The 6,716-nt window shown below is 42.0% G+C and carries 7 protein-coding genes; 3 read left to right on the forward strand and 4 right to left on the reverse strand.

Going from position 1 to position 6,716, the window contains the following annotated elements:
* Nucleotides 1-5 precede the first annotated feature (5 nt).
* Complete coding sequence (locus tag AB4496_RS24940; RefSeq protein WP_102257837.1) at nt 6-584, forward strand: thymidine kinase; 579 nt, start codon at nt 6-8, stop codon at nt 582-584.
* A gap of 134 nt (nt 585-718) precedes the next feature.
* On the opposite strand, the gene AB4496_RS24945 is transcribed toward AB4496_RS24940, so the two are convergent.
* The 3 genes from AB4496_RS24945 to AB4496_RS24955 all read right to left on the reverse strand — a co-directional run bounded on the left by AB4496_RS24945 (nt 719) and on the right by AB4496_RS24955 (nt 2,576).
* Nucleotides 719-1,384, reverse strand: coding sequence for a YdcF family protein (locus tag AB4496_RS24945; protein ID WP_102257838.1), 666 nt, complete (start codon nt 1,382-1,384; stop codon nt 719-721).
* Nucleotides 1,377-2,231, reverse strand: coding sequence for an NAD(P)H-binding protein (locus tag AB4496_RS24950; protein ID WP_102257839.1), 855 nt, complete (start codon nt 2,229-2,231; stop codon nt 1,377-1,379). The genes AB4496_RS24945 and AB4496_RS24950 overlap by 8 nt, the downstream gene beginning before the upstream one ends.
* A 114-nt stretch (nt 2,232-2,345) precedes the next feature.
* Nucleotides 2,346-2,576, reverse strand: a complete 231-nt coding sequence (locus AB4496_RS24955; protein ID WP_009848792.1) for a TIGR02647 family protein — start codon at nt 2,574-2,576, stop codon at nt 2,346-2,348.
* Nucleotides 2,577-2,835: 259 nt separating this feature from the next.
* Here AB4496_RS24955 and AB4496_RS24960 point away from each other — a divergent pair, with 259 nt between their 5' ends.
* Nucleotides 2,836-4,140, forward strand: a complete 1,305-nt coding sequence (locus AB4496_RS24960; protein WP_102257840.1) for an ATPase — start codon at nt 2,836-2,838, stop codon at nt 4,138-4,140.
* A 362-nt stretch (nt 4,141-4,502) separates the two neighbouring features.
* On the forward strand, nt 4,503-5,345 hold the full coding sequence (gene focA, locus AB4496_RS24965; RefSeq protein WP_009848790.1) for a formate transporter FocA: 843 nt from the start codon (nt 4,503-4,505) through the stop codon (nt 5,343-5,345).
* Between the two features lie 383 nt (nt 5,346-5,728).
* On the opposite strand, the gene AB4496_RS24970 is transcribed toward focA, so the two are convergent.
* The gene (locus AB4496_RS24970; RefSeq protein ID WP_102257841.1) at nt 5,729-6,523 is read right to left on the reverse strand and encodes an ABC transporter permease; all 795 of its coding nucleotides are present in this window, start codon (nt 6,521-6,523) and stop codon (nt 5,729-5,731) included.
* Nucleotides 6,524-6,716: the final 193 nt, after the last annotated feature.

Consider the following 6,716-nt stretch of genomic DNA (forward strand, 5'->3'; position numbering starts at 1 on the left):
TTTCTGTGGCTCAGATGTATTTTTATTACTCGGCAATGAACGCGGGTAAATCAACAACGCTTCTTCAATCTTCATTCAACTACCAAGAACGTGGTATGACACCAGTGATCTTTACGGCTGCATTAGATGATCGCTATGGTATCGGTAAAGTGAGTTCACGAATTGGTCTTCAATCTGAAGCTCAACTGTTTAAAAACGACACCAATATGTTTGAGGCAATTCAAAAACTCAACGAAGAAGAAAAGCGTCATTGTGTATTGATCGATGAGTGTCAGTTTTTGTCGAAAGAGCAGGTTTACCAACTAACAGAAGTGGTTGATAAGCTGCACATCCCTGTACTTTGCTACGGTTTGCGCACTGACTTCTTGGGTGAATTATTTGAAGGTAGCCGCTACTTGTTGTCTTGGGCTGACAAATTAGTAGAACTTAAAACAATTTGCCACTGTGGCCGTAAGGCCAATATGGTAATTCGTACAGATGAGCACGGTGTGGCAATTGCTGTAGGTGACCAAGTCGCTATTGGTGGCAATGACCAATATGTTTCGGCTTGCCGTTTACATTATAAAGAAGCGTTAGGTAAATAAGCAGCTCTTTGGTTAATTCTTCTTAAGTGAATAAAGCTGAAATCAACAAGCTCAAGTAATAGCTAGAATAAGAAACGGTGGCCAAGTGCCACCGTTTTTGTTTTCTGAAAAAGAGTATTGCGTGACTTAAAGTTTTATTCGAAACCCAGCTTCTTCAATGCTTGATAGGCATGGTCAACGTCGTCAGGGATGGGCATCTCAATTTGAAAGCCCTGAGCGGGGTAGGATTTGATTCGCTCATAATCAGCAATCAATGCACCTAACACCATGTCTAACGGCAACTCTTCGTTAAAGTAATCATCCCAGTCTTGCCATTGTGAAGTGACTTGAATCTCGGTAACTTCGTCAGGCCACTGTTTAGCAAACGTTGCGTAAGTGCGTTTCTCCATAAAGGGCTTCTGAACTAGGGTCAGCCGTTTAGGTGATAATCCTCGCTGATCCAGTAGCTCGTAGGTAAACCGTACATTTTCCCCAGTGTTTGTCGCGTGCTTCTCAATGATAATGTCTAAGTCAGGCACACCACAGTCTCGTGCGATAGAAGCGAACGTTTCTGCTTCTGAACGCTCAAAGCTTCCTTCTGTAAAACGTCCCACACCACCAGAAAAAACGATGTAAGGCGCTATCTTTTGGTGATAAAGCTCGGCTGCATATTCAGCGACGCGGGTATCGTTGCTACACAATACAAAAATACAGTCTGAAGGCGTAACCTTGTGACCCATAGACATAAAGTTCCAAAGGGTGTCTACTGAGCGATGCAGTTTTATATTGGGATTTCTCTTAGCTGTAGATTGCTCAGTCATGAAGTGCGTCCAGTGTGGATTCGAATTTAAACGAGTAACCTAAGTCGAGAATCTTTTTCGACGAGATCAGTTTGTCTGGCGTATCGACAAGAGGGGGAAGTGGCTCGCTGCTATTGGCACTTTTTAATGCTGCTGCGTAGAACTCTGCCTTGCTCACTGTATTTGGTGTGGTGACATTTACGATTTCATTGTGCAGTTGATTGATGGCGAAATCGACCGCACCAATCGCATCATCAAGGTGAAGCATGTTGGCAGGAGCTTGAGTACTAACCTGCTTCAATTTACTTGCAAACCTCGATGGGTGACGGTTCGGGCCAATTAATCCACTGAAACGAAGAATGGTGTAATCGATGCCGGAATCCATCACCAGCTGTTCAGCTTTCAGCATCACGCGTGCATTGTCCGAAAATGCGGATGCTTGCTCGTTTTCTGAGGTAGAAAGAGTGAGTGAGGCGTCTTGCTCGTACAGAACTCCGGGCTTGGTTGGGTATACCGTCGTCGAACTGACCATAATGAGCTTTTTCACGTTAGCCTTCTGGCAAGCCCTGGTCAGTTGTTGCCAATAGTCGGCGTACTCGACACCAGCGCCTTTTCTAAAGCCGGGAGGAAAGCTACCAATCACTATCTCAGTATTGTTTTCCAATAGGAGTGAGTAGAGTTGGCCAATAGAGCGTTCAGGTTGTATTGCATCAAAACTGAATACTTCACAAGGAATGCGTTCGTTGCCAATAGCGTCAGCGCCTTCTTGGGTAGTCTTCGTCACGACGACTTGGTTATCATGTTTTTCTAAATGTTCAGATAAAGGTGCACCGACCCATCCTGCACCAACAATAAATATAGAAGCCATGTGTTCCTCACAACTGCAAATGACGAATTTACAATAAGCCTAACAAACCTTTGCCCAAAAATGAAAAAACTCCACGGCCGAAGCGAGTGGAGTTTTTACTAGAACCGTGGAGTTTTAGTTCAGTACGCGAAGTAACTTGTCTGCGCGCTCTGCCATCTGGATACCTTCATCTGTTAGGTAACCACCGTCTGGCTGAGTGCAAAGATTCTTTTCGAATAGGCGCTTAACAGCGTCTTGAGTTTCTTGAGCAGCCTCTTGATGAACTTTAATTCCAGTAGCGGCGCTACTTACATCAAATTGAAGAAGGAGGTTTAAATCAGCAATATGTTCAGCGTTGTACTTCATAATTAACCTATATATTCATAACGTTCTCTACCTTCACCTTAGTGCGCATTCACGGCTCAAGCAATAGCAAATAAATAGAATTGATAAGTGATACCAAATTGAATGATTAATCGTCGTATGGTGGGTTTATTTTAGTTAGATTGCGTGATTTGCAGCCACTTAAATTCTGAACGATGTTTATTGGGAAGTGGTTGTAATATATTGTGTTACTAGAAATATATTGCATCCAGCTAATATTGTATAAAAAGGAAACGCATCAGTGAGAGTGAACAAAGTAGCATTAACGATCAGTATGCTATTTGCTATCTCAGGTTGTCAAAGTACACCCTCAGAGCAGACAGGCGCGAACCAAACCACAAATGACAATGAATCAACAGTAGAGGTCCGTTCATTTCAGTCTGTCCAAAGTGTTTACTCCGAGTGGGAGACTAAGCTTGAAGAACACGCTCAATTGTCTCTCTATGCTCCAGAGAATTACAATGAACTATTAGACGCTTGGGATGATGCTGAAAGCATTTATGCGGACTTACTGAAAGATCAAACACGGTTAACCAAGAGTTACTCGATTTTTTCGACATTAACTTACGCTGAAGCCTTTGATGAAAAAATCGCGTTGATTCGATCAAATTATGACTCGATCTTAGTGCTAAAGGAAAAGGCTGACAGAGTATTAGCCGACTCGATAGTGCAAATGGATTACTTAAAGTTTCTTGGTGCCGACACTATGTTTGCATCGAGCTACAAGCGCTTGTATTCAGAATACAGCGAGCTGTTTGAGTATGTGCTGGTTGACGAACTTGAAGATGCTCAGGAAGCACAGGTAGAGTTTCTTAATAACGCGAGTTTGTTAGAAGTTAAAGTGGCCCACAAGAAGTACATCGAACCTTTGAAGGATGAGTTGGAGTTCTTGGAAGATGAAGATTTCGACGACGTTGTTCCACTGACGTTTGCTAAAGCGGCATCTCAAATTGCTTTGGCAGAAAGCCAAGTGAAAGCCAGTCCCCGTGAAAAGTCGATCATTGAAGACGCAGTTCACGCTGCAGAGTTCGAATTAAACCACGTGCGCAGTGTTGCTCATGAAGTTAAAGTGCTCGCAAGTATTAAAGGTGACAAATTTGAACAATCGGTTTTAAATGCCGAGAATCAGTTATTGAGCATTTCACGAGTGGTTAATGATGAAGATCACCGTGATGTTGTATTGCGCCTTCAGTCTCAAAAAATTGTAGCGAGTGTTAAAGCGCTGCAAGGCTCAGACATGACGGCGTCATTAAAGTCAGAGATTAAAACTTTGACTGAGCGACTCGCTAAGTTAGAAAGTGAGAATCAGAAACAAACACAGAAATTGGTTGAAGCGACCAAGCACAACCAATTGTTAGATGATCAGGTTACCAAGAGTGATGCTCATATAAAGAGCCTAGAAGAGTTAGTGGATAGTTTGAAAAGCTTAGGTGGTAAAGTTGCCAGCGAAAGTGACTCTGATGTGATTCTTCCTAGTGTTGAATCTAGCCTAGAGGATGCATCTCTCGAACAATCATTAGAAGAAATGGTTGAACCTTCGGTTTAGTAAGACTAATTTCTTTATTTGTGATTGAGTTAAAAGCGCCTAAGGGCGCTTTTTTACGTTCTGTTGATCTATGTCAAAATCTGAAAACAAAAGTGTTCATTGAGTCATTATAGTGTACGTTATTCTTTGTGTTTTAACGTAACTTGTTGATATTTATAGATGTGTTATTTTCTATGCTGATAACTAATCATTCAGCAGAGTTTTATTTTTACTACTAAAGTCGTATGAATTTGGAATAACTTGGACTAATTCCTTTCAACAGGGTTGTGAGAGGCATTTCGAGCTTAAAATAGCTCTTGAATTCAGAAATGAAAGAGAGGATTATCGCGCTCCCGACGACATGTTTCAAAATGTAAATCATCATGAATCTAAACCAATTCGACTCATTATTACCGCCACAAATGGCTGAGCGCGCTGCAGATATTGGCGTAGGTAAAGCAACCAAAGATCCAATCAAATCTTTTCTCCTAGCGATTTCTGCCGGCATACATATTGGTATCGCGTTTGTGTTCTACACTATCGTGACTACCGGTGCTGGTGATTTACCGTGGGGTATTACTCGCTTATTGGGTGGTCTAGCTTTTAGCTTAGGATTAATCCTTGTTGTTGTTACTGGTGGTGAACTGTTTACCAGCTCGGTGTTGACGCTTGTTGCTCGCGCAAGTGGCAAGATTACCTGGCGTACATTAGTTAAGAACTGGACCACGGTTTATGTCGGTAACTTAATTGGTGCATTGCTGCTGGTGGCCTGTATGCTTCTGACTAAACAGTACATGTTCGATCATGGGCAAGTGGGTTTGAATGCCATGGCGATTTCCCAACACAAAATGCACCATGATTTTATCCAAGCTATCGCGCTTGGCATCATGTGTAATGTGTTGGTTTGTATCGCGGTATGGATGACGTTTAGTGGACGTACACTGACTGACAAAATCGCAGTTATGATTTTACCTGTGGCGATGTTCGTATCAGCCGGTTTTGAGCACTGTATTGCCAACATGTTCCAAGTCCCTTTAGCTATCGGTATCAAAACATTTGCTCCCGCAGAATTTTGGACAATGACAGGCGCTAACCCTGCGGACTACGTTGATCTGAACATGATGGACTTTTTGATGAACAACTTGCTGCCCGTTACCATTGGTAACATCATTGGCGGTGGTATCTTTGTTGGTATGTGGTACTGGTTGATCTACCTACGTGACTAATAAGGGTGGCGTGATCCACCAAGCAAAGGTTTCGTGATTAATTCCGATTACACGGTTAATCCAGTTTACGAGTTAACTGGGTAACTTGGACTCAGTGAAAACACTGAACTGACTTATGACATTTAAAAGACGGTCTGCATTGCAGGCCGTTTTTATTTGTGGAAAACCTACTTATTCATTTCTTAAATTATCATGTGAACGCTCAATAGCGATGATCACCGTGTGTGTATATGTCTTTGAAAACACCCAAAGATCAAAGGTAATGATCTTTCCCTAGGTGGGAATGGACAAAAAAGGATCTATATTGATTTGGTTATCCACAATTTCTGTGGATAACCTGTCTCAAATTCAGTGAGTAACCAGATCTAAGTGGGGTAGGGAGGCTATTTCGAAGGCTGTATTTGCGCGAGAACTCGGCCTTCTTTAGTAAGAGATGTCTTCAATGAGAGCTGAAGTGCAAGTGCTAAAGAGCAGCTCATCATCACGAAGATAGCTAACATGATCATCAACTGATACTTAATCGCAATCATCGGTGATGCACCTCCTAAGATCTGTCCTGTCATCATTCCCGGTAGCGTGACTAAGCCTGTAGTTGCCATAGAGGCCATAATTGGTGACATCGCTTTCTGTATCGCATTACGAACAAAAGGCGCGGCTGCATAGGAAGGAGATGCGCCCAAAGCGATAGCCGCTTCGTACTCTGATTTCTGCGTTTCAAAAGCCCCAAACAAGTTCTGCAATGCCACGATATTACTGCTTAAGCTATTACCTAACAGCATCCCTGCAATAGGGATAAGGTACTGTGCGTTAAAAACCGGTGTCGGTTTAATGATGAAAAAGCAGATAAACAAGACAATAGGTACACAAGTTACAGCAAGGCTAACGGCTATAGGACCTAAAAGTAGGTTTTTGGAGAGCCTAGATTTTTCAACAATTGAGCTTGCCCCAACGATGATCATTGCAAATAGCCACAGTAAATTGACCCATAAGCTATTTAAGGTGAACAAGTATTCTAGGTAAAGTCCCACTAGAAATAGCTGAATAACCATACGGATTATGCTGACAGAAGCCTCTTTGCCAAGGCCGAGTTTTAACTTGTGGTTGATGGTAATAGGTAGCAAGAGAAGTGAGCTGAAGAACAATAACTGCCACCAAGATATATCAATAACGTCTTGCATAATGATTCCTTTTAAGTGGTCTCCATCATATCTGAAAGTGCCAAATGATGCATTTCAACTGTAAAGTCACCAATTCTAAAAATGATCAATCATTTAACAAACAAAACACAAAATAGTGGTTGTTTGAGGCTTTTCTAGCTACTACTTAGTAGGTAAAAAGTTAAAATTGGTTGTCAGATGGTTGCGTGTATGT

The organism is Vibrio sp. 10N.222.46.A1, assembly GCF_041473595.1.
GTDB lineage: Bacteria > Pseudomonadota > Gammaproteobacteria > Enterobacterales > Vibrionaceae > Vibrio > Vibrio tasmaniensis_A.

Excerpts from the sequence above, each read along its gene's own strand:
- AB4496_RS24945 (WP_102257838.1), bottom strand. The coding sequence starts at position 1,384 with ATGACTGAGCAATCTACAGCTAAGAGAAATCCCAATATAAAACTGCAT.
- AB4496_RS24950 (WP_102257839.1), bottom strand. The coding sequence starts at position 2,231 with ATGGCTTCTATATTTATTGTTGGTGCAGGATGGGTCGGTGCACCTTTA.
- AB4496_RS24955 (WP_009848792.1), bottom strand. The coding sequence starts at position 2,576 with ATGAAGTACAACGCTGAACATATTGCTGATTTAAACCTCCTTCTTCAA.
- focA (WP_009848790.1), top strand. The coding sequence starts at position 4,503 with ATGAATCTAAACCAATTCGACTCATTATTACCGCCACAAATGGCTGAG.
- AB4496_RS24970 (WP_102257841.1), bottom strand. The coding sequence starts at position 6,523 with ATGCAAGACGTTATTGATATATCTTGGTGGCAGTTATTGTTCTTCAGC.